Source organism: Arcanobacterium phocisimile (assembly GCF_016904675.1).
Taxonomy (GTDB): domain Bacteria; phylum Actinomycetota; class Actinomycetes; order Actinomycetales; family Actinomycetaceae; genus Arcanobacterium; species Arcanobacterium phocisimile.
In genome coordinates, this window is record NZ_CP070228.1 from 960,064 (window position 1) to 985,741 (window position 25,678).

Sequence of the window (25,678 nt, forward strand, 5' to 3'; positions counted from 1 at the left end):
CTACAATCTGTTGGTATGGAAGTTCTCAATAGCCAGCGGATTCGGCTTGTTACATTATTCTGTGCTCTGGTTGCCGGTGTGGTGAGTCTTCATTCGATGAGCGTACTGAGTGCCCTCACAACGGTGGCATTTTATGTGTTACTGATCTGGAATGCGATTATCGACGCTTATACGAAAACTTTACTTGTATGGGTGACAAATACGGCGATAGTGATTGCTTTGCTGCATAGCGTATGGCTATATCATTCCGATTTCACAACGTGGGGCAGCAGTCTGCTATGGGGATTGCTTATCTGTGTCCCGCTTATTCTTTCCTCATTGCTTACTGGCGGTCGGATGCTTGGTGTCGGTGATGTGCGGCTTCTCATCGCTTTGGTGTGCTGGCATGGCACCCACATACTGGATGCATTGGTTATTGCCATCGTTGCTGCTGGCGTTGTTTCGTTAGTTGGGCTTGTTATTCGACGGCTGGATCGCCACGCAACTATACCTTTCGGACCCTACTTAGTGGGTGGTTCGTGGATTACGTCGGTGAGCAAAGACTTCGTTTCTTTGGCACAATCAGTTATATGATTCGATGGAGTACTGCGGGTGAGTCGCATGGCCGTTCATTAATTGCGTTGATTGAGGGCATCCCAGCTGGTGTTGAATTATCAACGGCTAGTTTGGAACATGAATTACGTCGACGGCGCGAGGGGTACGGCCGCGGGGCCCGGCAACGTTTCGAGCAAGATCGTTGTGTGTTTCTATCCGGCCTTCGCCACGGAAAAACGCTTGGTAGTCCGATCACGATCGAAATACACAATAGCGAATGGGCGCATTGGGAGCTGGTGATGAATCCAGATGAGGTTGATCCCGAAGAACTCCAATATGTTTCCGGGCAAGGCGACCCACGTGAATTAGCACGTAATCGTCCGCTAACTCGGCCACGCCCTGGCCACGCCGATTTTCCAGGCATGCTGAAATTCGATTTTTCCGATGCCCGCAACGTCCTCGAACGTGCTTCGGCTCGAGAGACTGCGGCCAGAGTGGCGCTGGGGTATGTGGCCAAAGAACTGCTCCGCCAAGTCTTCGGCGTCGTTATCGGCAGTCGGGTTATCGAGATTGGCTCAGTGGCAGCGCAGCCGCACACACTTACTCCAGAGGAACTACCAGTGGTAGAGGCGTCTCCCGTTCGTTGTCTTGATCCTGAAGATCAAGCACTATTTATTGCCGAGATCGATGCGGCGAAACGTGACGGCGATACGCTAGGCGGCGTGGTCGAAGTTCTGGCATGGAATGTACCGATTGGTGTCGGAAACTACGCAGTGTGGAGTGAACGTCTCGATACTCAGCTATCGGCTGCGCTGATGTCTATTCCGTCGGTCAAAGGTGTGGAGATCGGAGACGGTTTTGCCAGTGCACGACGGCCCGGGTCGCGTGCCCACGACGAAATATATCACGACGATTCGGGCTACATCCGTTCTACCAATCATGCGGGCGGCATTGAAGGCGGGATGAGCAATGGTGAACCGATCGTTGCACGCATCGGTTTAAAACCAATTTCCACTGTTCCGCATGCGCTACAGACTGTCGATCTGGAAACCGGAGATCCTGCAACCGCCATACATCAACGCTCAGACACAACTGCAGTGGTCCCAGCGGCGGTTATCGCTGAATCGATGATGGCTTTGACCTTGATGAGTGCTGTGTCGTCGCAGATATGGGCAAGTAACGTGAGTGATCTCGTGCAGAATTTTTCAGCCTATCAACAGCGTATTGCTACCCAGTTAGCAAAAGGGTTGGAACGATGAGTGTCCGCGCTGTTTTGGTAGGTATGCCGGGGGTTGGAAAAACCACGGTAGGTAAGCTCGTCGCGCGCAAACTATCAGTGCCGGCGTTGGATTCGGATCGTCTAATTGTGCAGCACGCAGGAATGTCGATCGCTGACATTTTTACCACCCACGGTGTCGCGCATTTCCGCGAGCTAGAACATCAAGTGATCCGCCAGGCTATCGAACATTCCGACGGCATTCTTTCCCTCGGCGGGGGAGCCTTACTCGACTCCCGGACTCGTGATCTCTTGGCAGATCAACGAGTTGTTTTTATTGACGCCTCTGATGATCTTCTAGTTTCCAGGCTCACCCGTTCCCGGACGGTGCGACCGATCCTGGGCTTGGATATTCGCCACACCGTGCGTCAATTGCGCGCAGAGCGCGATGCCTTTTACCATCAAGTTGCCTCCGATATCGTCTATTCAAACGAGCGAGGTATTCATAGCGTCGTAGATCAGGTGATGCACACGTTACATAAGTCTCGTTCGGTGTCCAGTGTTGCCGGTGCCAAGCCGTACGACGTCGTCGTCGGTAGTGATCTGGTACAAAATATTGTTCGTTCGCTTCATCCGGCGAGCAAAGTCTTCACAATTCATAGCCCGCACGTAACCAAGTTTGCCTCTCGTATCCAAGCCAAGCTGGCAGAATCTGGGCTGGAATCGTTTGCGGTTGAACTACCCGATGGCGAGGCAGCGAAAACGTTCGACGTACTTCAACAACTATGGGATAAAGCAGGTGAAGAGCATTTCGGACGTGACGGGGTAGTGCTTGCAATTGGCGGTGGTGCAACGACGGATGTGGCCGGTTTTATGGCGTCGACGTGGATGCGCGGAGTACGTTTCGTGTGTGTACCAACAACGTTGCTCGGCATGGTTGATGCCGGTCTTGGCGGGAAAACCGGTATCGACACTCGTCATGGCAAGAATCTTGTTGGGAGTTTTTGGGCGCCCTCGCATGTTTTTTGCGATACAGATGTGTTAACCACGTTGCCCTCACAAGAGATTCGTAGCGGCTTAGGGGAGATCATCAAGTGCGGGTTTATTTCAGATCCTCAGATTGTCACTATTAGTTTGCAAGATAAGCTTGATTTTGCAGAACTGATTACCCGCGCAGTACGTGTCAAGGCCGACGTTGTTGGCAGTGATTTCCATGAAACGTCGCGGCGCGCAGTGCTGAACTATGGTCATACGTTAGCGCATGCGATTGAGCTGGTAGAAAACTATTCGTGGCGTCACGGCCAAGCTGTGGCTGTGGGCTGTCTGTTTGCCACCGGGTTAGCAGTTGCAGCCGGCTACCTCCCCGCAGATACTATCGATCAGCATCGAGCGGTGCTCACGCGATTAGGGCTACCCACAACGTACTCGGGGCAAAAACGTGAGCTAGTTGAAGAAGCGATGTTGACTGATAAGAAAGTGCGCGATGGGAAACTCCGGTTCGTCGTCGTCGATGAAGAATATTCGATGAAATTTATTTCAGACCCATCAACCGAGATGCTTGATTTTGCGTGGAGCGTGATACGTCCATGAGTGCTCTGATCCTCATTGGCCCAGATGGCAGCGGGAAGTCAACTCTCCTGGCTGAATATGCTCGGCGCGGTTATACAACGGCAGACGTCGACCACGCTGTGGCTTGCTCATTGGGGGTGCCAGTTGCTGATTTATTCACCACTGTTGCACCAGCGCAACGAATTGAACTCACGGCCGCAATTGTTCGCGACTTGTTCGACGACATTCGCCGTGAACCACAAACGTTGTTCATCCTCGCCCTACCAGCAGACTATGTCGATATTCCCGACGTGGTGGCGCAGTTTGTGACGTTGAAGAACGACGCCGATCTTACTGTTGTCGTAGTCGAAGCGGGCGTGAGCGCACTCATGACGCGACTTGGGCTCTACGGCCCGCGAGTCACCAATATTGTCTTACCGCGTAAAGAACTTAAAGCACAACTAGAAAAACGCCTTCCGCTCTACTATCAACATGCCGATCACAGGGTCGATACAACCCACGAATCGAGGGAAAATATGGCCTGCGATGTGGCCGATGGCGTAATTATGCTCATAAATCCCCCAGCTTCACGAAGTTAGAAGCAAAAAACAGTTAAAATCCAAAAGGAATCATTGACGCTACAGATTGGATTAACGTGGCAACTACAAACGACCTTAAGAACGGAATGGTGCTCAAGATTGACAACCAGCTATGGCAGGTTGTCGAATTCCAGCACGTCAAGCCAGGCAAGGGCCCAGCTTTCGTCCGTACCAAGCTCAAGAACGTACTCTCTGGCAAGAATGTTGATAAAACCTTCAATGCTGGTGTAAAGGTTGAGACAGCAACCGTCGATCGTCGCGATATGCAGTACCTCTACAATGACGGTACCGACTTTATCTTCATGGATCTCGATAACTACGAACAGCTCCAAGTAGGTGCGGAGATTGTTGGCGATGCCAAGAATTACATGCTCGAGAACTCTAACGCTATCGTTGCTATGCACGAAGGTGCAGTCCTCTTCATCGAACTACCAGCATCGGTAGTTCTCGAAGTGACCTACACCGAGCCAGGACTCCAGGGCGATCGTTCCAACTCTGGTACCAAGCCAGCAACCGTGGAGACTGGCTACGAGCTTCAGGTCCCACTCTTCCTAGAGCAGGGCACGAAGATCAAGGTTGATACCCGCACCGGCGAATACATCAATCGCGCGTGATGAGTACTGAAGAGACTCCACAACAACGGCAGCGAAAGGGACGCAAGGGTCGCTCACTGCAACGTCAGCGTGCTCTTGACGTTCTTTATGAAGCAGATCTGCGCCATGAGGAAATTGGGTTAGCGGAACTGCTGGAGATACGTTCGGAACTATCTCCAGCACAACAGCCGATTAAAGAGTACGGGCAGCAGATCGTTTGTACCTATTGTGAATGGGCTGATGATGTTGATTCGATGATCGAAGCTGCCTCGCCACAGTGGGCGTTGGCACGTATGAGTGTTGTTGATCGTAGCTTGCTACGTATCGGTGCCACCGAGTTGATGTTCATGGATGTTCCTATCGCAATTGTTATCAAGGAAATCACCAGCCTTGTGCGGGATTTCTCAACAGATAAAGCGGTTGGTTTCACCATGGGTGTGTTGAACCGAATCGCTGAGATCCGAGCAACTGAAACTGCTGGACGTAGCGCTGAATAGCTGAGTATGAGGAAGAACGGGTAGGAAGAGATTCCTACCCGTTCTTCGTTTGTGATGCTGTTCGGAGCCGACTGCGTTCGTTGGCGATGCTAATCAATCTGGGTCTCCCATCACATATAAGTTCTCCGTATTCTGGTTAGGTTTGAACTTCTGGCACGATAATACCTATGACAACTCAAGGTAAAGCATTCGTCGTCTGTGGCCCGACCGCAGTCGGCAAGGGCACTGTGCTCAGTGAAGTATTACAACGCGATTCTCATCTGTGGTATTCGGTTTCTGCTACCACACGCCCACCACGTCCGGGCGAGGTTGATGGCGTTCACTATTACTTTGTTTCTCCGGAAGAATTTGACGATCTGGTGGCCAATGATGGCATGCTCGAGTGGGCAGTGGTGCACAAGATTCACCGCTATGGTACTCCGCGCAAGCCAGTTGAAGAAGCGATGGCTGGCGGATTCAACGTCATTTTAGAAGTCGATCTTGACGGGGCACGTCAAGTACGTAAGGCAATGCCCGAAGCCCAGCAGATCTTTATTGCACCACCGTCGTGGGACGAATTGGAACATCGGCTGCGCGGGCGCGGAACCGAAGGCGAAGAAGAACAAGAACGTCGCTTGCAAACAGCGTGCGTTGAGTTAGCTGCCCAAGATGAATTCGATGTCATCGTCGTCAACGATACAGTGGCTAATGCCACCGAATCTCTACTAAAAATTCTGGGCTCGTCCGCGGTATAATAAGCTCCTGTATAGTAAACAGGAATATCTTTATAGAAGAGGTACACATGTCTGGAACCACTGCCAACCCTGAGGGTATCACTTCCCCAGCAATCGATGATTTGCTCGAAAAAGTCGATTCGAAGTACACGTTGGCTGTTTTTGGTGCAGCTCGTGCACGTCAGATTAATTCCTACCGCCAAGAGCTCAACTCAGGTGACGGCAATATTACAAGCATTGGTCCACTCGTACCATCAGCTCCAGAAGATAAGCCGCTTTCTGTCGCTTTGGAAGAAGTCGCAGAAGACAAGCTGAAGTTTACTCGCGAGTAATTATGGCATTGAACGCGACTGGACGAGCCTCCCAACCGGGAGGCTTGTCTCATGCCAAGCCTCGTGTTTTATTCGGTGTCACTGGTGGGATCGCGGCCTACAAGGCAGTGACTGCAGTGCGCCGCTTGCGTCAGTGGGGCGCTGATGTCACCGTCGTTCCTACCCGTTCTGCCCTGCAGATGGTGGGGAAGACGACGTGGGAAGCTATCTCTGGTAACCAGGTACGAGTTGAGGTGTGGGAAGATGCTGCCGACGTCGTCCATGTCAATACCGGTGCGAGCGCTGATCTATTCGTGGTGGCGCCGGCAACGGCTAATACAATTGCGAAATTTGCGCACGGCCTGGCCGATAATCTCTTAACTAATTCGGCTTTGGTGGCTACCTGTCCGCGCCTGATTGCCCCAGCAATGCACACCCAAATGTGGGAACATCCAGCTACTGTTGCCAATATTGAACTTTTAACAAAACATGGATGGGAACTCATCGGCCCAGAAGTTGGCCAATTGACCGGTGCCGATAGCGGAGCGGGGCGCATGAGCGAGCCAGAAGTGATTGCCGATCGTGCAATCGAGATCTTGGAAACTCAGGGCTACCGCAGCCAATACGTTGGCGAACCCACAGGGAAAACCTGGGTTATTTCGGCAGGTGGCACCCACGAGGCTATCGATCCAGTTCGCTATATTGCTAACCATTCCACCGGGATTATGGGCGTGGAACTTGCGAACGCTGCGCTGCGTGCCGGCCACCGCGTCAAACTTGTTGGCGCCAATATTTCCGAGCAGGTACGCGATACTTGCCTGTCAGGTATTGAATTCGTCAATGTGGTCAGCGCTAGTGATGTATATGAACAGATGGATCGGTTAGCGGCGAGCGCCGACGTCGTCATTATGGCGGCTGCGATTAGCGATTTTCGGGTGGCGAGCTCGGCAACGAAGATCAAACGGGGCCGCGGCTTAGATCTTACGTTTGAAGAAAATCCCGATATCTTGCACGATTTAGCAACGAACCGCCGGAAGAACGCGCAGTGTGTTGTGGGATTTGCGGCAGAAACCGGCGATGAAACACATACATATTTGGAATACGGGCAGCAAAAAGCTCAGCGTAAAGGAGCCGACCTGCTGGTAGTTAATCAGGTTGGCAACAGTGCAGGCTTTGGCGACGTCGATACTACGGTCTCCGTTGTCACCGGCGCTGGCGAAATTATTAAAGAGTATTCAGGGACAAAAAGCCAGGTGGCTACCGGCATTGTTTCCGTGATTGACCAGTGGTGTACGAACGCATAAGCCGTCATGTACCACATGCAATGCAGCAAAATCTAGGAAAAGGAATATCCATGACGTTACAGCCCTTCACCTCCGAGTCCGTGACAGAAGGCCACCCAGACAAGGTGTGCGACAAGATCGCCGATTCGATTCTGGACGCGATGCTCGAGCAGGATCCTTCCTCGCGCGTTGCAGTGGAAGTTTTAGCGACAACCGGCCAAGTCCACGTCGCTGGCGAAGTCACAACGCACGGCTATGTTGAGATTCTCGATATTGTGCGCAAGGTTGTGACCGAAATTGGCTACACGTCGTCGCAGATCGGATTCGACGGAAATTCGTGTGGGGTTTCGGTTTCGATCGGTCAACAGTCATCAGATATTGCTGGTTCAGTCGACGTTTCGCTGGAAGTTCGTAGCGGAGAGAAGATCGATGAGGACGATCAACAAGGTGCCGGCGACCAGGGCTTAATGTTCGGTTATGCTTCCAATGAGACTGAAACGTTGATGCCGCTACCGATTTTCTTGGCACACCGGCTCGCTGAGCGTTTGACATATGTACGCCAGCAAGGCGTCATGTCTGGGTTGCGTCCAGACGGCAAAACCCAGGTGACAGTTAACTACGATGGAGTCACGCCAGTGAGTATCGACACCGTCGTCGTTTCCACGCAACACGATCCTGAGGTGACGCTGGAGTCGTTGCAGGCACAGATTGTTGCTGAGGTTATTCGCCCGGTTCTCGAGCAGTACGCTGGCGACGTTGACTATTCTGATGTGACGTTCTTAGTTAATCCGTCTGGTCGGTTTGAAATTGGCGGACCGATGGGCGACGCAGGCGTGACGGGCCGCAAGATTATTGTCGATACTTATGGTGGTATGGCTCGCCATGGTGGCGGCGCGTTCTCTGGCAAGGATCCATCGAAGGTGGATCGTTCAGCCACGTATGCGGCGCGTTGGGTAGCAAAAAATGTCGTTGCGGCACAGTTGGCTGATCGGTGTGAAGTTCAGGTTGCCTACGCGATCGGTAAGGCACGTCCAGTGTCGGTACGCGTCGAAACGTTTGGCACGAATAAGATTGCCCAGAATAAGATCGTTGATGCCGTCAATTCAGTATTTGATCTACGTCCAGGCGCGATTATTCGCGATTTGGATCTCTTGCGACCGATTTATGCATTGACGTCGAACTACGGTCACTTTGGGCGCGAGCGCGACGAGTTTACGTGGGAGCAGACGAATCGAGTGGCACAGTTGCGTCATGCCGCTGGTCTTGACTGAGACGAGTTTTCTGCTGTTCGTACTTTTGTGGAGGACCGAGGTGATTAACTAGTAGCATGAATGAACTCTTCTCGTTGCCGGAGTATGCGCACCAAGATCAGTTACTCAATATCGAACCAGTTTCGGCTCGGGTGAAATCTGCTGTGCCGCTTCCAGTGGCTCGGATTGTAGTTGACGTTCCGCATATGCATATGGGTTCCTTATTTGATTACGAGGTGCCGGAGAAGTTTGCAGACGTTGCTGTTGGGGCACGGGTTATGGTTGATTTGGGTTCGCAACGTGTGCAGGGTTTCATTGTTGAGCGTGTGGAATCGACGGCGTTTCACGCTACGCTGCGACCTATCCAGCGAGTGGTTTCGCCGATTCCGGTGTTGGATGAGCGGATTTATGAGCTGGCGCAGGTGGTCGCTTGCCGGCAGAGTTCGACGGTGGCGAGCTGTTTGCGATTGGCAATTCCGCAACGCCATGCGCGAGCAGAACGCGAGTTTCTCGAAGTGCCTGCAGTGTCGCACCAGCCGATTGAGCGTCCCGAGGTTTCGCAGTGGCAGCCGTATGCCGGTGGCAAAGAATTAGTTGAGCAGTTGTGTGCGGGTGCCAGCGAGCGGGCAGTTGTCCAGGTGCGTAGTATTGATTCGATTCTGGAGCTCTCGTCGTCGTTGATTCAGGCGACTATGCATAGTGGTCGTAACGTGATTTTTGTTGTGCCTACAGTGCGACAAGCTGAGTCGTATGCGCAAGAGTTGACGCGGCGTCTGGGAGTTCAGGTTTCATTGTTGCTTTCGGAGCATGCGCCCGATGTGCGCTATCGGCAGTTTTTAGATATTAAGTCGGGCAATAGTCGAGTTATTGTAGGCACCCGTCATGCGGCGTGGGCGCCGGCGCAGAATCTAGGGCTTGTTTTGCTTGTCGATGATCAACACAAGTCGCTCATCGAGCAACGCAATCCATATATTCATGCGCGTGATTTGTTGCGTGAACGCAGTGTAATTGACCAGTGTGCAATGGTGTGTTTGAACTTTGGCCCATCGGTCGAACTTAGTTACGATACGCAACATGACGCGCGGGCTGTTGTGCCTGCCAATCCACGCGATAAGCATGCGCTTGCGCAAGTTGTCACAGCGGCGTCGTTAGCCTATGAAGGTGAACCGTGGTCGCGGATGCCTTCGTCAGTGTTCACTATTATCCGTTCCGGTCTTGAACGTGGCGATGTGCTGGTGACGGTTCCGCGCAGTGGCTATATCCCGGTTGTGGCATGTGTGCGATGTCGGGAGATTGCTACTTGCCCGACGTGTGATGGTCGGCTTGGGTATTATGCACCGGATAAGCCGGCACAGTGTTCTCGGTGTGGCATTGTGGTTGACCATTTTACGTGTAAGCATTGCCGGGGTCATCAACTCAAACCGGTTCGTATTGGTTCCCACCGTACTGCGCAGGAGATCGGCCGCGCGTTTCGCGGAGTACCGATCCATATCGGTGGTTTCCAGACTGAAATTTCTCCGTCTGGTGACGAGAACGCCATCATTATTGCTACCCCTGGGCAGATACCCAAACGCCCAGAGCGGTATGCTGCCGCGGTTGTTTTGGATGCCGGTTTCTTGTTGCGTTCGGAAAACCTTAACACTGAGGTGTATTTCTTGCGGGCGTTGGCGCATATTTGTGCAACTGTGCAGCCCCATAGTGCAGGCGGTCAGGTGTTGATTGTTGGGGACGTTCCGCCCGCTTTAACCTTGGTTGTCAAGCATTGGGATATGCACGGCTGGGCGCTTAAAGCACTTCGTGAACGTCAGGAACTGGGTTTACCTCCAGTCAATGTGTGGGTGCGTATTGCCGGAACTCGAGCGGTCCTGCGTTCCTATCTGGGAATCGTGCAGTCGTTGGCACGCGAAGCGCAGCTTGAGGTTCCGGAACAATCTCCAGTCTCTCTCTTAAGTGCGGGGGCTAGCGAGATCGTCCCCGGGATGCGAGTCATCGGGCCGTTCGAACATGATGCTGAAGAAGAGACCGAGCTGTATCTGTCCTTCCCGAACACGGCTCGCGAACTGATGACGAGCATAATTTCACAAGCCCAGCATATTTTTTCCGTACAACGTATGGGGAAATTGCAGATCAAGATGGACACAACAGTTTAACGTCTATAGCCAGACCGAAAAGAAAGATAAACTACAAGCGTGCGTATTATTTTTGCTGGTACACCAGCTACAGCTGTTCCTTCGTTACATCGCCTCATGAAAGACCATGAGGTTGTCGCGGTTTTGACGAGAGCCCCGGCTCCAGTCGGGCGTAAGAAAGTGCTCACTGCCTCCCCAGTACATAAGACTGCAGAAGAACTAGGGCTGCCGGTACTGACTCCGCGTTCGTTACGTGATCCGGAAATCGAAGAGCAACTTACTCAGCTTGCCCCAGAGGCTATTGCGGTTGTTGCTTACGGCCTGTTGATTCCAAAGAATCTTCTTGAGTTGCCCAAGCATGGCTGGATCAATCTGCATTATTCACTCCTTCCGCGGTGGCGCGGAGCAGCGCCGGTACAGTACGCGGTTGCCGCTGGAGATGAAATGACCGGAACCTCGGTTTTCCAGATTGAAGCCGGTTTGGATACCGGTCCGGTGTTCGACGTCGAAGAAGTTCCGGTTGCTGGGAAGACGGCAGGGGAGTTGCTCGAGCAACTCTCCGATTCGGGAGCACAACAGTTGGCTAGGGTGTTTAATGCACTCGAAACCGGGACTGCACAAGCCCAACCGCAGGAGGGCGACGTCACCTTAGCGCCGCAGCTTACTACCCGTGATTCCTATATTGATTTTTCCTGGAATGGTGCGATGATTGATTCTCGCATTCGCGGATACACCCCCGAACCTGGGCCGTGGGCGCTCTTCAACGGTCAACGCATCAAGCTTGGCCCAGTCAAGGTCAGTGATGTTACCGGAATTCCGGCCGGCACAATTGTTGCTGGAAAGAAAGTGCTCGTCGGTACCGCAACCACCGCAGTCGAACTCTCTACCGTCACTCCGGCGGGTAAGAAGACCATGGAGGCTGCAGCATGGGCTCGCGGTTTAGCCGCAGATAACATGTCATTTGATCTGGAAGGAAACCAACAGTGAGCTCGCAACGGCCAACGAACTGGAAACCAGGTCGAGGTGCCTCGGATAATGCGCGACTCGTCGTATTTGATGTTCTGATGGATGTCGAACGTAACGGTGCCTACGCAAACCTTGCGCTTCCGCGCGAAATCCGCCGCGCACATCTGAACAAGCAAGACGCCGCCTACGCAACTAATTTATGTTACGGAACGCTTCGGCTTCAGGGACGGTGGGATGCGATTATCGCCCACTGCACAAACGGTCGCTCCGTGAACGATCTTGATACGGAAGTCAAAGTTTTGTTGCGGATGGGGGCCCATCAGCTCCTCGAATTCGGAACTCCAGCTCACGCCGCAATCAACGAAACTGTGGTTATCGCACGCAACGAGCTTTCTCAAGGTATCGCCGGTTTGGTGAACGCTGTCTTGCGCCGTGTCAGCGAACGCTCGCTGCCTCAATGGCAAGCCCAGTTGAAACAAGACTCCGGAAATAAAGTTAATTCAGTTAGCTTCCTCGCCACCTGGTTTTCACATCCGCAGTGGATTATTCGCGCATTGGATAAAGCACTGCAATATCACGGACGCCCCCATAAGGATATTTTGAACGTCTTGCGTTCAGATAATACGCCAGCATCGGTTGCACTCGCTGCGCGCGGGTTGAGCATTGAGGAGTTACGTGCCGATATTGAACGCGGACATATGCACTCCAGCGAAGGTCATCTGGTAGAGAACGCCGTCTTGCTCGACGGCGGCGATCCGCATCGAGTATTCGCAGTCAAAGATCGACTTGCCGGGGTCCAAGACGAAGGCTCACAGCTCGTTGCTCAAACCCTTGCTGCTGCCCAACTGGAAACTGATGATGATCTGTGGCTCGATATGTGCGCCGGGCCGGGCGGTAAAACCGCCACATTGGCCGGCATAGCTGAAGAACGCGGAGCGCGTATTCATGCTAATGAGCTCCATCCGCATCGTCTTGATCTTGTTATCGATTCGGTTCAGCCGTGGAGTAATCTTGTTGACGTGCGGCAAGGTGATGCCCGAGATTTTGGTGGGGAAGAGGCTGTCGGTATCCTTCCTGAAAACGGCTATGCCCGTATTTTGATCGACGCTCCGTGTACGGGTATCGGTGCGTTGCGCCGCCGCCCGGAGGCCCGCTGGCGTAAAGAAGCTGGTGATGCCATCGATCTAGCTAAGTTGCAAGCAGAACTTTTGGAAGCTGGCTGGAAGGCGCTACGCCCAGGTGGCGTCCTTGCCTATTCCACGTGTTCTCCGTATTTGCCGGAAACCTCTGAGATTATTCAGGCTTTTGGTGATAAACATCCAGATGCTATTCGGTTAGACACCCCGGCAATTGCATCGACTCAATCGCGTATACCACTTACCGGTGTGAACGGCGAACTTCAACTGTGGCCTGATTTGCACAACTCGGACGCCATGTATTTGGCATTGCTCGCTAAGCCTTTATCAGTAACTGAGTAATACGGAGATAATTATGGGAATCCGCATCAGCCCGTCTATTCTAAATAGCGACTTTTCGAATCTTGAACGTGAGCTTGGGAAAATTTCCAACGCCGATTGGGCCCACGTGGACGTTATGGATAATCACTTTGTCCCGAACTTAACCCTCGGGGTGCCGGTAGTTGAAGCGATTTCCCGGGTTTCGCCAATTCCGATTGATACTCATTTGATGATCGCCGACCCTGACCGTTGGGCGCCCTCATTTGTTGAGGCAGGTGCCCGTTCAGTAACCTTCCATGCCGAAGCTGCGCAAGCTCCGATGCGGCTGGCGCGGGAACTTCGTGCGATGGGAGCACGAGCTGGACTTGCAGTAAAGCCAGCAACCGCAATCGAACCCTACCTTGACATTCTCAACGAGTTCGACATGATCCTTATTATGACAGTCGAGCCGGGTTTTGGTGGGCAGTCGTTTATTGAGACGATGATGCCGAAAGTTGAGCGGGCCCGCGAAGCCGTCATGAAGTCCGGACTCGATGTGTGGGTACAGGTCGACGGCGGTATTTCCCGCTCGACGATTGAGCAGGCTGCGCGTGCCGGTGCAGATACTTTTGTTGCCGGCTCGGCAGTTTACCGCTCACCAGACACACACGCCGAAATCGATGCGTTGCGTGAATTAGCAACGAAACATCAGCACTGAGCATAAAAATTTTTGATTGTTGGACAAAAGTGCGATAATGAGTATCACGTGCTCCGGGGTCAGTGAAAGTCTGAGCCGGCGGTGAAAGTCCGCGACCCACGCAAGTGGTTGATTGGGTGAAATTCCCAAACCGACGGTTAAAGTCCGGATGGTAGGAGCAGCTTGGTGACATCATTGTGTGTACCCAAGTTTTCCCCGGTGCCTACGGGGAAGGAAGAAGATGCGTCACAGCAGAATCGTTGCGCCAGTGATAGTCGCAGCTGTACTTATTCTGTTGTGGATTGGTGTCAGTTATTTCGAGCTTGTCAGCGCGTTTGCATTGCCTGACCCGGGCAGCGTTCTTATGCGGCTCATTCGGGGTTTGAATGAAGGCTTTTTGATCACTTCAGCCTGGCAGACTCTGCATATTGCGGTCATCGGCTCTCTGATAGCAGCATTTATCGGCATCCCAGTAGGCTTTGGCATCACACATTACCAGCCGTTTAGCGCTGCGTTAGAACCTTATCTAGCTGCTTCGCAGGCAATTCCTGCAGTAGCTTTCGCACCTCTACTCGTCCTCTGGGTAGGGTATGGGATGGCACCAATTGTCATCCTGTGTGTACTTATGGTTATTTTCCCAATCATTATTAATACTGCTGTCGGCGTGCGTGACGTCGATCCTGACATTCTTGATGCGGCTCGGCTTGATGGCGCCTCTGGCATGCGACTGATGAAAAGTATTGAATTCCCGTTAGCCTTACCGGCAATACTGGCGGGCATACGAACCGGATTTACTTTGTCAATCACAGGTGCGGTTGTGGGAGAACTAGTCATAGGTGGTCAGCGCGGATTAGGTATAGAACTAACAACTGCACAACATCTCAATGACGCTCCAGGCATGTTTGCCACCATTGCGATATTGGCAGTATTGGCTATCGGCATGTACTTGGCATTGCGGGCGTTAGAAACCCGCGTGCTGGCCATAGTTTCGTAAAGGAAGCACCATGAAAAAAATAATTGTCCTATGTACCGCGTTACTAACTGCGCTACTACTCACCGGTTGTGGTCAAACGACTAAAACCGATAGTGCTCAGGAGACTCCCGAAGATACTCCACAACGCGAAAAAATCACACTCGGCTTAACCTATATTCCCGACGTACAATTCGGGCCACTTTATGTGGCTCTTGAGAAAGGCTACTTCGACGAGGCCGGTTTGGATGTCACCCTACGCCATCACGGCGCCCAGGAAGCGCTATTTGGTGCGCTTGAATCTGGTGCTGAAGACATTGTGTTCGCCGGTGCCACTGAAATGATGCAGGCGCGTTCGCAAGGTCTCGACGTCGTTAATTGGGCTACGCTGTACCAAAAGTATCCAGTAACGTTGATTACGCCGACCAGTGCAGGCGTAACGTCTCCTGCAGATCTTATCGGCAAGAAGATTGGACTGCCTGGCCCATACGGGGAAAACTATTATGCTCTTTTAGCGATGGAAGATAGCTACGAGCTCAAAGACAAAATTACCCCGAGCTATATTGGTTACACCCAAACGGCAGCCTTGATGGGAAACGAAGTCGATGCGATTATCGGTTTTGAAAATAATGACCTCATCGCGCTAGAACAAGCCGGACTTGACGTTGAACAAATCAATATGGTTAAGGGCACGATGCCACTCGTTGGTGTCGGGCTTGGGTCCTTAAAGTCGAACCTCAACCCTAAAGTTTACGCAAAGGTTTTAGGCGCGATTGAGAAGGGTGTGAAGGATTCACAAAGCGATCCTCAAGCAGCGATGGATATTATCGCCGAGCATGTACCATCTTTGGCAGATCCACAGCAGCGTGCGCTTGCTGAGAAAGTTTTCGACGCCACGCTCAAGCTCTATGCCGGAAGCGAAGAATTTGGTTACCAAGATCCACAGTTGTGGGAAAAAATGAGCATTTTCCTTGCAAACACTGGAATTGTAGACAAGGCTGTGCCGCCACTGAGTGCGTTTACTGCTGAAGTCGTCAAACTTAACGAAGCTGCGAAAGCTCAGTAACATTTAGTTGTATCAGAACTGTTGAGCAGCAAACCTACCAGCGGCTGCGGCTGCGATGAATGACGTCACGTCTTCATCTAAGCCGCGGCCCATCGTTTTTAACGGCACTGGTGAATTCTGTAACGTCTCGTAAAGCCTGTCGATTTCGACGAGGCGAGTAGTACATAGTTTGAAAGTCGCTAGCTCGCGCAGATCGTCATCCATTGCTGTCAACCAGGTTTCACTGACTAAGCCATGAAGTGTGTCAGAGATCTGCGGGACTGCTACATCGCACCCTACTTTGACTACATCGCGTAGCACCCGTAGTGAATGATGCGAAATCCCAAAATGACGACCGCGCATATCGGCATTTGATAGTCGCAGGCAAGCAATTGGTTGACCACCGAGCGTATGTACCGCATTCAATGCTTCACCGCATGCGACACCTGAGAACCCCCAACGCGTACCAGTGCCCAAGTTCCCAGGGCCTTGAGCCACAATCGCAATATCGGCATGCCACACATGACGCGCAGCTAACAGTGCACTGTGGACATTCACTGCTTCTAGTTCGCCACCAAACGCCTGACCACAGGTGATCGTTCCGCGAATATGACCTAATTCGGTCAGTTTAGCGCCGGCCATGGAGAACCAAGCAGGCAGCGCACCACCATCAGTCATGACATACGCAATTGTCAGTTCTGGGTTCGTTTCGCGGATACCGGCAACGATTGCGGGCAACGCCGAATGCAGATCTGCAACGATTACTGGCATACCATTAATTGACTCAGCATCGGCAAGCAGCTCATGATAGTCAGACTCTTGTTCGTCAACACCTTGAACCATGTATTGTTGCGGAGTGTAGCGAGCTTTTACGATATGCCCAGGCTGGGATGGCGGATCTGCTGGCAGTTTGTTTGGCGCAATAACAATCATCATGTATCCGCCAGTACCTAAACCGCGTTCGAATGCCGAACCGGAAAGGATAACGTCATCATCGACGTCGAGATTTCCAACTAGTGGAACGTAGCCAAGGGCACGTACTTGACGGCCATCGTCCAGAAGAACATTGTATTCGCAAGTCTGACCCCAACTGCGTCGCAGTGAAATAATCTTGCCTCGCCTGTACATCATCATATATTAACCATAGTGCACTAGAGTTAGAGTATGCCTACGTCTGCTGAAGAACGTCGTTTTACTCTCCTCACGTTGCTGTCTCGTCAACCAGCAACTCTCGCACAAATTGCGCAACTTCCTGCCTATCGGGAGCATGAAGGAGTTGCTCAGCAACGCTTGATTGAACGCGATATTCAGACGGTGCGCGAGTCCGGGATTATCATTTCCGTTGATAGTGACTATCAATATCGGGTAGATACTTCTCAACGCATTGCTGTTAATCTCGAAGATCTGGATGTGACAATCCTGCGTCGTCTTTTGGGGGCAAAGCGGCGGACAAACGTTGAAGCTTTCGCGCAATACGCTGCCACGAAAGCATTAGGGCAGGGGATTGTGACCGATAAAATGAGCGCTTATAAACTCAAAGTTCCCCATGGCGATCACGTCGTCGATATTGCGCAAGCTCTTGAGCAACGTACCCGCATTACTTTCACGTATCTCAAACAGGGTCACGAAGTTAAATATCTAGTCGAGCCGTGGCGGATTGAAGTGCATTTTGGTGCGTTCTATATGGTGGGTGCGGTGATAAAACGCGACGGGCAATCGGCTCGCGGAGATGTTCGTACGTTTAAACTTTCACGCCTAAGCGGAAAAGTTTCCTTGCTCGATGAGCCGGTGACGTTACCTGCTGTTTCCGATACTGATTCGGCTCTTTCCCCGGTCGATATCGACGTTTTTGTTTCAGACCCGCAAATGCCGTTGGCTCGGCGTGGTCAGATAGTTGAAATGCGCGACGATGGAGTTATTGTGCGTTTTGTGGCAGCCGACCGGTGGGACATTGTTGACGATGTGTTGTTCCACAGTGATGATGCTTGTATCGTTGCTCCGGCATGGCTGAGCAACGAAGTTGCGCATCGAATCAAACATGCGAAAGAGGTGCTCAGTGGGCTTCGGTGACCTTTCTTTATCTCGTAAGCACGCCATGGTGGAGTTTCTGCAGTCTCAATCTGGGGTGACGCTGGGGGAGTTGGCACATCGTTTCGGCACCTCCTGGCAGGTGATGCGCGATGAGATTCAACAGTTGGCTACTATCGAACTAGTCAGCGGATCATTTTTTGATACCCCGTTCGACGTGTGGATTGCCGACGAAGACCCCACCGCTGACTCGCTCATCTACGTTACCGGAATTGACGACGTCGGCGCGCCCACGCTGTCCTTGGCTGAAGTTGTGTCGTTGCTGGGAGCTACCGATATTGCGATGCTCTCGGCAGACCGCGACGATACGCAGGCGTTAGCAGCGTTCCGCCAACGGATCGTGGAGGCAACGACGCAGGCTGGATATGAGTCTGTTTTATGGCCAGCACCTCAGCTCCAAGCGCCTGTAGATGTGCTTGATGTTATCAGTACAGCATTGACCTCGCAGCGTTCGGTAGTGATTGAGTATTGGAAGAATGTGACCGGACAGCTAGAGCGCGCTGAGATCGAGGTTCAGCCGGTAACGCTGACCTATGTTCCGTATCCCTTGTTGATTGCGGCAAACGAGTCAGGGGACGTGCGCCGGTATCGGTTTGATCGGATCACCCAGGCGCGGTTGGGTTCAACACCGGTTTCGGCTCGGCTGGTGCGCAAGGTTTCTTCTGCGGCACAAGCGCAGTCGGGCGTTGTGGGTGAGCGGATTCGCTTGGTGTGTGGTCCAGGCGCACGTTGGGTGAGTGAGGAAGTCCCAGATGCTGTGCTGGTGAGGAGCGTCGATGGCTGTGATATTTTTGAGCTTCCGATTCGCTCCACCCAGTGGTTGTTTTCGTTGTTAGTCCGTTTGGGGGACACTGTCACACGTGTGGAACGTGTAGAAGGATGATCGCGTGTTAGATCTTGTTATTGACCATATTATCGATCAGTATGATGCTCGCGGTATCACGTTAGATCAGTTCCAGATTGATGCGATGACGGCGCTGGGGAAGGGCCGCGACGTCTTCGTCAGTGCGCCAACGGGTTCAGGGAAAACCGTGGTGGCTGAGTGCGCGGTGGAGTTTGCGTTAGCTTCCTCGAGCAGGTGTATCTATACGGCGCCAATTAAGGCGTTGTCGAATCAGAAATTTAAAGATCTCCAGGCGCGTTATGGCGAAGAGTACGTCGGTTTGGTTACGGGCGATGTGGTGATTAATCGTGAGGCGCAGATTCTGGTGGTCACCACTGAAGTTGTTCGCAACATGTTGCTCACGCGCGACTCTGAGATTGCTGACATTGGTTACGTGGTTTTGGATGAGGTGCATTTCCTCGGTGATCCGTTCCGTGGGCCGGTGTGGGAAGAAATTATTTTGCAGCTTCCGGGTTCGGCGCGGCTGGTGTCGCTCTCGGCGACGGTTGCCAATATTGACGAGTTCACCTCGTGGTTGCGTTCGGTGCGTGGCACTACTGAGGTTGTGACGTCGATGGTGCGTCCGGTTCCGTTGGAGCAGTTCGTGGCAACGAAGCGTTCGATTGTGCCGCTTTTTGACGACGAAGGCGGGGCAGCGTTTCGGCCGCAGCGTTCTGCGACGAACGAAGATGCGGGACGTCGACGACGGGGGAAGCCGGCTGCTCGCCGTCGTCAAGTGTTGCGCATGGTGCAAGAGCGCGGAATGCTTCCAGCGATTCATTTTATTTTTTCGCGTAAGGGCTGCGACCAGGCGGTGGCTGACTTGCTCGATGCCGATGTTTTCTTAACCTCGAAGGCGGAAAGTGACCAGATTCGGCAACGGTTGGCGACGCTCACGGCGTCGTTGAGTGTGGCCGATGCGCGCACGATCCGTTTCGGATTTTGGGCTAAGGCACTTTCGCGTGGTTTTGCGGCGCATCACGCCGGTATGTTCCCGGCGATTAAGGAGCTTGCTGAGGAGCTCATGGATGCCGGGTTGCTCAAGCTCGTCTATGCGACCGGTACGTTGGCGTTGGGTGTCGATATGCCGGTGCGTACGGTAATTATCGAAGACTTAATCAAGTGGAACGGTGAAGATTTCGTTGCGATTGGGGCAACGGAATACACGCAGCTGATTGGGCGTGCGGGCCGGCGCGGCAAGGATAGCCACGGCAACGCGGTTGTGGTTGCGACCCCTGATCTAGATGTCGATCATTTGTTGCGTATTGGCTCGGGCGAAGTTGATCAGCTGATGTCGGCATTTTTCCCGTCCTACAATACGGTGGTGAATCTGCTGAGCTATTACACCTATGATCAGGCGCGGGCGATTATGGGTCAGTCGTTTGCGCAGTATCAAAAGAATGCGGATCTGGGTCAGATCGAAGCTAAGTTGGGGCGTATTGATCGGCGTATCGCGCGAATTTCGCAGACGTTGAATGCTTCGTGTGAACTGGGTTCGGTTACGGAGTATCTGGATTTGCTCCAGGCTGCTGGCCGGGCGTCGAAGGCGGAACGACGTCGTGCGAAGGAATCCTACAAGCAGGAAATCGATGATTCATGGAATGCGGTTGTTACCGGCATGCTCTATGCGTTCGCGCGTGGAGGCGAGCTTGATTATGGCGTGGTGCTTTCGATTTCGGAGCGCAAGATTCGCGTGGTTGATATTTATGGTGAGCTGTTTTGGGTGCGCCGCGATGATTTGTCCTCCCAGCTGCGCGAGCTTGGCTTTTTCGATATTCCGTTTGGCCGCTCGGTTCGTGACCGTCAGGTGCGTAATGATATTGCGGAGTTGATTGAGGATCGGGTTGCCGAACGTGTAGATCTGGATCTCGACGCCGATTTGGAGCGTTCGTGGGATCGGCATGCGGTGCGCACCTCGCCTGTACTCGAAGCTCATCCAGTGCATTCATGCCCGGAGCGTTACGAGCATCGCCGTGCTGGTAGTGAGTATATGACGTTGATGGACCGCAAGCGCGAACTGTTGCAGTTGCGCGATTCTTATGAAGGATCGGTGGCTCGCGAGTTTGATGCGACGGTGAGTGTGTTGGAGAATTTGGGCTATCTACGTTTTGTTGATGATAGGGTCAAACTTGGTGTGGGTGGATCGTTGTTGAAAGGTATCCACAGCGAAGCTGACGCGCTGACTGTCATGTGCATGTCGGAGCCGATTTTTGCTGAGCTTTCGCCGGCTAAGTTCGCCGGCGTATGTTCGGCGTTGTTGTGCGATCGCCGGTTTGCTTCGCAACGTCCGCGTGATCCGCAGTTGCGGGCGGCTTGGGAGCGTATCGAAGCGAATATGGAAGACTTGGTGGCTCGCGAATCGGCAGCTGGCATTGTGCGTACTGGTGTTCCGACTCCGGGTGGTATTGAGGCGTTCACGTTGCTTGCCAGTGGCGCTGATTTGGAAGCTGCGGTTGCTTCATCACGGCTAGCGGTTGGCGATATTGTGAATGCGAACCGGCGTTTAATTGATATCTTGGGCCAGTTGGTTGATATCGGCTCCGATAGTTGGTTGGGGGAGAGCGCATACCAGGCTCGCGAACTACTCCGGCGCTGGGATTGGAACTGAAATGCTTACCCACCATATGTCGATGACATATGTCACATACCGCGAAGTTAAGCGGTAAACACGGGTGTCCAAAATTTGACAAGTATAATCGGTTGAGGGCTTTATGTATCGTCGATAGGCTTGGCGGTATACCCACTAGATGTGAGTAAGGCTCTCATTCGCGTTCGATAGAAAACGACCCCGGTCGGTCCGAGGTTCGCGAGTGGGGGCCTTGTTTTTCACAAAAAATCGTGGAGCGTAACGTGCAGATATATTTGAGATTGCTACTAGCAATAAGCGGAGGGCTAGCCTTCTGGGGAGCACACGCACCTTTGTCGTGGTGGCCGTTAGTTGCCGTTGGTATGAGTTTCTTATGGTTCAGTGTCTACCGTATGCCTGTTATGCGGGCGATGGGCTTAGGTGGCTTGTGGGGGCTTGCTTTCTTTATTCCGCACACTGCGTGGGCTGCCACTGCAGCAGGATCTGTGCTTGCGCTGGTTGGCTTAGCACTCAGCCAGGCATCCTTTATTGCGGTACTGGCCGCAATGTGGTCCCAGATATCATACTTGACGCCTACTTGGGCGTGGCTATGGGCGAGCATTTCGTGGGTGGGTATCGAACATCTTCGCGCTAGCATTCCGTTTGGCGGTATGCCGTGGGGAAAGATAGCTTTCGCACTGAACGATTCACCACTTGTACGCCTAGCACCGATAGGTTCGACGCTTCTCGTTGGCTTGTTTGCGGTAGCTGTTTCGATTCTTCTTGCCCAGGCACTGTTCTACCTTCCCCGCAAATTCTTTACTGCTATGAGCTCTGTCGCCTTCGCTTGTGCTTTGGCGATCTTCCCATTGATTTTACCGCTCGGTGGCAAGCCTACTGGGCAATTCGCGATTGGTGTCGTTCAAGGCGGTTCGCCAACGAAAACTGCGATTCCGGACGGGTGGAAGCGTGCACTCCAGGTTACGAGCAATCACGTTGAGCAGGCTCGCCAGATCACTCATGCTGATCTCATTGTGCTTCCAGAATCGACTTCTGATCGTGATGTGCGCACCGATGAAGAAAGCGGAAACTTACTACGATCGCTCGTTGGTGAAGTAAACACGCCAATCATGTTTGGGACCCAAGAATATACCGATGAGGGACGGTATAACGATTACTTAGTTATGGGGATAGATGGCAAAATTATCGGACGTTACTCAAAGCAACACCCCGTGCCATTTGGCGAGTATATTCCGTTCCGTGAGGCTTTGAGTGATGTTTCGGCGTCGATCGCGGAAGTTATCAGCCAAGTCACGGTTGATATGTTTCCGGGAACTGGGCCTGCGCAACTGATTGTGCCCACTGGCAGGGGGGAAGTGGCGGTTGCGACGCCGATTTGTTTCGAAGTTGCCTATGATCGCCTCATATCGGATGGTGTTATCGGAGTTGAGCGCCCATCTGGACTTATTGTTGTCCCGACCAATAATGCATCATTTGGGGATTCTGGTGAACCTTATCAACAGTTTGCGATGACTCGGTTTAGGGCGATGGAACACGGTAGAAGTGCTGTCCAAGTCTCGACTACAGGAGTGAGTGGGGTAGTTGAAGCCAATGGCGTCGTACGTTATCAAACGTCTGTAGGAGAACAGGATAGTGCAACGGTATCGGTTCCGCTCTATACGCATGTAACGTTTGCTACGCGTACCGCACATATCCGGGAGTATCTGGGATACGCGTGCGCGGCTATTGGTGTTATTGTGTCTATTTACGCTTATCGGCGCCGCTCGCAGAGCAAACGACGCCGATAAATATTATGTCAGATTCGTCCTGGTGTATTTACGAATGACGACGTACGTAAAGTCGGCCAGTACGAAGCAGTTCCAGACGCTCGTCAAGCAGAACCTGAAGTTCTTCCTCTGAACGGCGTTCGAGCAGCATGTCCCAGTGGGTGCGAGCTGGCTTAACGACTTTCTCCTCGCCATCTTCGCCGTGGTCGCCAATCAATTTTGCTTCAGCGCCACACTTGCATTCCCACGTTGCTGGAACGTCAGCATCGAGTGCGAGAGTGATTGTGAACTTGTGGCCACGTTCGCACAGGTATGTTTCCTCATGACGCTCAACAAGTGCAACGCCGATATCTGACTCGAGAGAGTTTGCGCCAATTTTCATTCCGCGCAAAGAACGTTCTACCATGAGATTTCCTTTCGTTTATGACTGATAACAGTTTATCGGATTCGAATGTGGTGCCAAGAAACGCCTGGTAGCGCGGGGAAATGAGATCAACCCAAATCCGATAATGTACATTATGTCAAATAATAGAAAATGGAGATAGCAATTTGAGAGTGACGCTACTGCAGGCTCCGTAGGCACCTCCGCTACTCTGGTGGAATCCACTTGCGCAAAATTTTGAGGCCCACTACGTGTGGGCCTCAAAATTGAAAAAGTTTATTGTGCTGAAGCGATTTTTGCTTTGCGTCGCTCGGCAAGCTCGTCAACGACTTCGTCGTGAATGCGCATGGTTGGAATTTCGCTGAGTGATCCTTCAACTTCACGCCACACTTTACCGAGTGCAATGCCGAAGACTCCCTGACCACCGTTGATAAGGTCGATAACTTCATCGTTTGACGTACACAGGTAAACTGACGCGCCATCAGACATAAGTGTTACTGACGCGAGATCATCAACACCGTATTCGGCAAGCTGGGTGATAGCAACTCGGATTTGCTGGAGAGAAACGCCGGTATCAAGTAGACGCTTGACAATCTTCAGGACAAGAACATCTCGGAACGAATATAGACGCTGTGAACCTGAGCCGAGTGCGTTTTGAATCGATGGCTCAACTACCCCGGTACGTGCCCAATGGTCTAGTTGGCGATAAGTGATGCCAATGGCGCGGCAAACAGCTGGGCCTCGGTAACCTGTTTCAGTATCGAGATCTGGCAGCGTATCGCCAAAAAGCATCTGTTGTGCTCTCTGCGGGTGTACGGTGTGTGCAGTACCGTCAGTCACGGACCCTCCTAGTGGAATGTTTCTACTTCTAGGTTATTACCCCGCAGCGATTTTTCCAACGACATTCTTGAAGTAATTTCGGCGTGTTGCGACGCCGTGTCTCAAGTTCAACTTTAAGTTTTGTGGTTAGCGTAGTTCGACGTCGATATTTTCAACCAATAAGGCCTGATAAAGATGCGTCAAAACCGTCGCTAACTCGCCAGATTCTGCGATAACACGTTCTTTGGCTAGCGGTGAGTTCTTCGCACGTTCGGCAGCTAATAAGGACACAACGTGCGCTGCATGCGAATGAGCTGAGTGGCGTATCGCACGCAATTGCCGGATATCCATACCCTTATCTTCAAGCATGAGTACGTAGCGAACAATGTCAACTGCCTGAGCTGTGAGACGCCCACGCGAATCCGGAGTCAAAATCTTAGCTTCAACAAGCCGCTCAACATCAGCATATGAAGCACCAACGAGCGCGGCAAGCTCATCAATATGGAGGCGTGTGCCCGGCGAAGGCTTGGCCACTTCCCCACTGGCTACGGCACGCATGCGCCCTGGATGATCAGCGGTGGACTCCCCTGCGTCTAGCTGGCGCAGCATTTCCTTAATTTGCGGAAGTGCGACATAGCGATCGCGTTGCTCAACCAAAATGAAGCGCAAGCGTTCGACGTCGGCAAGCGAGAACATACGTTGGTTAGACGCAGTACGTTGCGGGAAAATCAGTTCCTGGGACTCGAAATAGCGAATCTTCGAAGCGGCAAGAAAAGGAAACTCCTGACTTAAAAGACTGAGTACCTCCCCGATCTTGAGCGTGCCTTCATGCGAAATATCATGAGGCCATGTCGAATATTCAACTGTTTCGGTGAGTTGGGCTGCTCTCATTGAGCTACCTTCGGCGCGCCGTAGTAAGTGAGCTGATATTTACCAATACGCACTTCATCGCCGTCATGTAACATCGCAGACTCTACCTGCTCCATATTGAGGTAGGTGCCGTTAAGCGAATTGAGATCGCGTACCGAGAAGCCCTCTGCCCCACGCTCAAAAACCGCGTGCTTACGCGACACAGTGACGTCATCGAGGAAAATATCAGCCTTCGTATGCCGTCCGACAACAACGCTATCTGCGTTGAGCAGGAAACGTGCACCGGCGTTCGGCCCGTTCAGTGCAATAAGTAAAGCGGAAGAATCAGGCAACGCATTAATAGTTGCCACATCTTCTGATGTGAGACCGCGACTGGAAACGACGGCGTCTGTTGGCGCTGAAACAGCCGAAAAACGCGATGTAGCAGTTGGATCTTGCCACTGTTCTGGGGTGGTGGATTCGATACCCATTGTCATCTCCTTATGTCACGATTATG

25 protein-coding genes and 1 riboswitch are annotated in these 25,678 nt (G+C 52.4%); of the genes, 20 read left to right on the forward strand and 5 right to left on the reverse strand.

Annotated features, from left to right (window positions below; genetic code table 11):
- The first annotated feature begins 15 nt into the window (after positions 1-15).
- From JTE88_RS04260 to JTE88_RS04335, 16 genes are all read left to right on the forward strand, one after another.
- On the forward strand, positions 16-573 hold the full coding sequence (locus tag JTE88_RS04260) for a prepilin peptidase (RefSeq protein WP_204425611.1): 558 nt from the start codon (positions 16-18) through the stop codon (positions 571-573).
- Positions 570-1,793: a chorismate synthase gene (gene aroC, locus JTE88_RS04265; protein WP_204425613.1), complete on the forward strand. Its 1,224-nt coding sequence runs from the start codon at positions 570-572 to the stop codon at positions 1,791-1,793. The genes JTE88_RS04260 and aroC overlap by 4 nt, the downstream gene beginning before the upstream one ends.
- Entirely contained in the window at positions 1,790-3,340 is a 1,551-nt protein-coding gene (gene aroB / locus JTE88_RS04270) for a 3-dehydroquinate synthase (RefSeq protein ID WP_204425615.1), read from the forward strand. Before aroC ends, aroB begins: the two co-directional genes overlap by 4 nt.
- Positions 3,337-3,897: a nucleoside/nucleotide kinase family protein gene (locus JTE88_RS04275; protein ID WP_204425617.1), complete on the forward strand. Its 561-nt coding sequence runs from the start codon at positions 3,337-3,339 to the stop codon at positions 3,895-3,897. Before aroB ends, JTE88_RS04275 begins: the two co-directional genes overlap by 4 nt.
- A gap of 56 nt (positions 3,898-3,953) precedes the next feature.
- On the forward strand, positions 3,954-4,511 hold the full coding sequence (efp, locus tag JTE88_RS04280; protein ID WP_204425619.1) for an elongation factor P: 558 nt from the start codon (positions 3,954-3,956) through the stop codon (positions 4,509-4,511).
- Positions 4,511-4,987 (forward strand): transcription antitermination factor NusB, encoded by a 477-nt coding sequence (gene nusB / locus JTE88_RS04285; RefSeq protein WP_204425620.1) that lies wholly within the window; start codon positions 4,511-4,513, stop codon positions 4,985-4,987. The genes efp and nusB overlap by 1 nt, the downstream gene beginning before the upstream one ends.
- A gap of 167 nt (positions 4,988-5,154) precedes the next feature.
- The gene (gene gmk / locus JTE88_RS04290) at positions 5,155-5,721 is read left to right on the forward strand and encodes a guanylate kinase (protein ID WP_204425622.1); all 567 of its coding nucleotides are present in this window, start codon (positions 5,155-5,157) and stop codon (positions 5,719-5,721) included.
- A gap of 47 nt (positions 5,722-5,768) precedes the next feature.
- On the forward strand, positions 5,769-6,032 hold the full coding sequence (rpoZ, locus tag JTE88_RS04295; RefSeq protein ID WP_204425624.1) for a DNA-directed RNA polymerase subunit omega: 264 nt from the start codon (positions 5,769-5,771) through the stop codon (positions 6,030-6,032).
- Positions 6,033-6,034: 2 nt separating this feature from the next.
- Complete coding sequence (gene coaBC, locus JTE88_RS04300) at positions 6,035-7,315, forward strand: bifunctional phosphopantothenoylcysteine decarboxylase/phosphopantothenate--cysteine ligase CoaBC (RefSeq protein WP_204425626.1); 1,281 nt, start codon at positions 6,035-6,037, stop codon at positions 7,313-7,315.
- Between the two features lie 50 nt (positions 7,316-7,365).
- Complete coding sequence (gene metK / locus JTE88_RS04305) at positions 7,366-8,565, forward strand: methionine adenosyltransferase (RefSeq protein WP_204425628.1); 1,200 nt, start codon at positions 7,366-7,368, stop codon at positions 8,563-8,565.
- Positions 8,566-8,621: 56 nt separating this feature from the next.
- Complete coding sequence (locus JTE88_RS04310; RefSeq protein ID WP_204425629.1) at positions 8,622-10,694, forward strand: primosomal protein N' family DNA-binding protein; 2,073 nt, start codon at positions 8,622-8,624, stop codon at positions 10,692-10,694.
- Between the two features lie 39 nt (positions 10,695-10,733).
- Complete coding sequence (gene fmt / locus JTE88_RS04315; protein WP_204425631.1) at positions 10,734-11,660, forward strand: methionyl-tRNA formyltransferase; 927 nt, start codon at positions 10,734-10,736, stop codon at positions 11,658-11,660.
- A complete protein-coding gene (locus JTE88_RS04320) occupies positions 11,657-13,117 on the forward strand; it encodes a transcription antitermination factor NusB (RefSeq protein ID WP_204425632.1) in 1,461 nt (486 codons plus the stop codon). Before fmt ends, JTE88_RS04320 begins: the two co-directional genes overlap by 4 nt.
- A gap of 13 nt (positions 13,118-13,130) precedes the next feature.
- Complete coding sequence (gene rpe, locus JTE88_RS04325) at positions 13,131-13,793, forward strand: ribulose-phosphate 3-epimerase (protein WP_204425634.1); 663 nt, start codon at positions 13,131-13,133, stop codon at positions 13,791-13,793.
- Positions 13,794-13,838: 45 nt separating this feature from the next.
- Positions 13,839-13,957, forward strand: a riboswitch (FMN riboswitch).
- Positions 13,958-14,013: 56 nt separating this feature from the next.
- On the forward strand, positions 14,014-14,766 hold the full coding sequence (locus JTE88_RS04330) for an ABC transporter permease (RefSeq protein WP_204425636.1): 753 nt from the start codon (positions 14,014-14,016) through the stop codon (positions 14,764-14,766).
- A 10-nt stretch (positions 14,767-14,776) separates the two neighbouring features.
- Complete coding sequence (locus JTE88_RS04335; protein ID WP_204425638.1) at positions 14,777-15,808, forward strand: ABC transporter substrate-binding protein; 1,032 nt, start codon at positions 14,777-14,779, stop codon at positions 15,806-15,808.
- Between the two features lie 12 nt (positions 15,809-15,820).
- Here JTE88_RS04335 and JTE88_RS04340 read toward each other — a convergent pair whose 3' ends face one another.
- On the reverse strand, positions 15,821-16,921 hold the full coding sequence (locus JTE88_RS04340; RefSeq protein ID WP_338021085.1) for a DUF3866 family protein: 1,101 nt from the start codon (positions 16,919-16,921) through the stop codon (positions 15,821-15,823).
- Between the two features lie 30 nt (positions 16,922-16,951).
- Here JTE88_RS04340 and JTE88_RS04345 point away from each other — a divergent pair, with 30 nt between their 5' ends.
- The 4 genes from JTE88_RS04345 to lnt all read left to right on the forward strand — a co-directional run bounded on the left by JTE88_RS04345 (position 16,952) and on the right by lnt (position 23,132).
- Complete coding sequence (locus tag JTE88_RS04345) at positions 16,952-17,857, forward strand: helix-turn-helix transcriptional regulator (RefSeq protein WP_204425639.1); 906 nt, start codon at positions 16,952-16,954, stop codon at positions 17,855-17,857.
- Positions 17,844-18,758, forward strand: a complete 915-nt coding sequence (locus JTE88_RS04350) for a helix-turn-helix transcriptional regulator (protein WP_204425641.1) — start codon at positions 17,844-17,846, stop codon at positions 18,756-18,758. The genes JTE88_RS04345 and JTE88_RS04350 overlap by 14 nt, the downstream gene beginning before the upstream one ends.
- Positions 18,759-18,762: 4 nt before the next feature.
- A complete protein-coding gene (locus JTE88_RS04355; RefSeq protein ID WP_239519573.1) occupies positions 18,763-21,366 on the forward strand; it encodes a DEAD/DEAH box helicase in 2,604 nt (867 codons plus the stop codon).
- 341 nt (positions 21,367-21,707) lie between these two features.
- Complete coding sequence (lnt, locus tag JTE88_RS04360) at positions 21,708-23,132, forward strand: apolipoprotein N-acyltransferase (protein ID WP_204425643.1); 1,425 nt, start codon at positions 21,708-21,710, stop codon at positions 23,130-23,132.
- Between the two features lie 28 nt (positions 23,133-23,160).
- Here the strand turns inward: lnt and JTE88_RS04365 are convergent, their stop codons facing one another.
- The 4 genes from JTE88_RS04365 to JTE88_RS04380 form a co-directional block, all read right to left on the reverse strand.
- The gene (locus JTE88_RS04365) at positions 23,161-23,517 is read right to left on the reverse strand and encodes an RNA polymerase-binding protein RbpA (protein WP_204425645.1); all 357 of its coding nucleotides are present in this window, start codon (positions 23,515-23,517) and stop codon (positions 23,161-23,163) included.
- A 252-nt stretch (positions 23,518-23,769) separates the two neighbouring features.
- Complete coding sequence (locus tag JTE88_RS04370) at positions 23,770-24,285, reverse strand: MerR family transcriptional regulator (RefSeq protein ID WP_204425756.1); 516 nt, start codon at positions 24,283-24,285, stop codon at positions 23,770-23,772.
- Positions 24,286-24,459: 174 nt separating this feature from the next.
- Complete coding sequence (gene ftsR, locus JTE88_RS04375) at positions 24,460-25,203, reverse strand: transcriptional regulator FtsR (protein WP_204425647.1); 744 nt, start codon at positions 25,201-25,203, stop codon at positions 24,460-24,462.
- Complete coding sequence (locus JTE88_RS04380) at positions 25,200-25,652, reverse strand: FHA domain-containing protein (protein ID WP_204425649.1); 453 nt, start codon at positions 25,650-25,652, stop codon at positions 25,200-25,202. Before JTE88_RS04380 ends, ftsR begins: the two co-directional genes overlap by 4 nt.
- Positions 25,653-25,678: the final 26 nt, after the last annotated feature.